The organism is Yersinia sp. 1252 StPb PI (genome assembly GCF_048593885.1).
GTDB classification, from domain to species: domain Bacteria; phylum Pseudomonadota; class Gammaproteobacteria; order Enterobacterales; family Enterobacteriaceae; genus Yersinia; species Yersinia enterocolitica_E.
In genome coordinates this window covers 1-1606 of sequence record NZ_JAZGQE010000356.1, presented here as the reverse complement: position 1 = coordinate 1606, position 1606 = coordinate 1, and the positions used below count along the sequence as shown (strand labels likewise).

Here is a 1606-nt window from a genome sequence, read left to right as displayed (position 1 = left end):
AGCAAATCAAACAAATCTTAAATTGAAGAGTTTGATCATGGCTCAGATTGAACGCTGGCGGCAGGCCTAACACATGCAAGTCGAGCGGCAGCGGGAAGTAGTTTACTACTTTGCCGGCGAGCGGCGGACGGGTGAGTAATGTCTGGGAAACTGCCTGATGGAGGGGGATAACTACTGGAAACGGTAGCTAATACCGCATGACCTCGCAAGAGCAAAGTGGGGGACCTTCGGGCCTCACGCCATCGGATGTGCCCAGATGGGATTAGCTAGTAGGTGAGGTAATGGCTCACCTAGGCGACGATCCCTAGCTGGTCTGAGAGGATGACCAGCCACACTGGAACTGAGACACGGTCCAGACTCCTACGGGAGGCAGCAGTGGGGAATATTGCACAATGGGCGCAAGCCTGATGCAGCCATGCCGCGTGTGTGAAGAAGGCCTTCGGGTTGTAAAGCACTTTCAGCGAGGAGGAAGGCAATCGTGTTAATAGCACGGTTGATTGACGTTACTCGCAGAAGAAGCACCGGCTAACTCCGTGCCAGCAGCCGCGGTAATACGGAGGGTGCAAGCGTTAATCGGAATTACTGGGCGTAAAGCGCACGCAGGCGGTTTGTTAAGTCAGATGTGAAATCCCCGCGCTTAACGTGGGAACTGCATTTGAAACTGGCAAGCTAGAGTCTTGTAGAGGGGGGTAGAATTCCAGGTGTAGCGGTGAAATGCGTAGAGATCTGGAGGAATACCGGTGGCGAAGGCGGCCCCCTGGACAAAGACTGACGCTCAGGTGCGAAAGCGTGGGGAGCAAACAGGATTAGATACCCTGGTAGTCCACGCTGTAAACGATGTCGACTTGGAGGTTGTGCCCTTGAGGCGTGGCTTCCGGAGCTAACGCGTTAAGTCGACCGCCTGGGGAGTACGGCCGCAAGGTTAAAACTCAAATGAATTGACGGGGGCCCGCACAAGCGGTGGAGCATGTGGTTTAATTCGATGCAACGCGAAGAACCTTACCTACTCTTGACATCCACGGAATTTAGCAGAGATGCTTTAGTGCCTTCGGGAACCGTGAGACAGGTGCTGCATGGCTGTCGTCAGCTCGTGTTGTGAAATGTTGGGTTAAGTCCCGCAACGAGCGCAACCCTTATCCTTTGTTGCCAGCACGTAATGGTGGGAACTCAAGGGAGACTGCCGGTGATAAACCGGAGGAAGGTGGGGATGACGTCAAGTCATCATGGCCCTTACGAGTAGGGCTACACACGTGCTACAATGGCAGATACAAAGTGAAGCGAACTCGCGAGAGCAAGCGGACCACATAAAGTCTGTCGTAGTCCGGATTGGAGTCTGCAACTCGACTCCATGAAGTCGGAATCGCTAGTAATCGTAGATCAGAATGCTACGGTGAATACGTTCCCGGGCCTTGTACACACCGCCCGTCACACCATGGGAGTGGGTTGCAAAAGAAGTAGGTAGCTTAACCTTCGGGAGGGCGCTTACCACTTTGTGATTCATGACTGGGGTGAAGTCGTAACAAGGTAACCGTAGGGGAACCTGCGGTTGGATCACCTCCTTACCTAAACGATACGCATTGCGTAGTGTCCACACAGATTGTCTGAT

At 53.4% G+C, this 1606-nt stretch carries 1 rRNA gene; it reads left to right on the top strand.

The features are described from left to right. Positions 1-19: 19 nt before the first annotated feature. Positions 20-1562 (top strand): 16S ribosomal RNA (locus tag V2A85_RS23535). Positions 1563-1606: the final 44 nt, after the last annotated feature.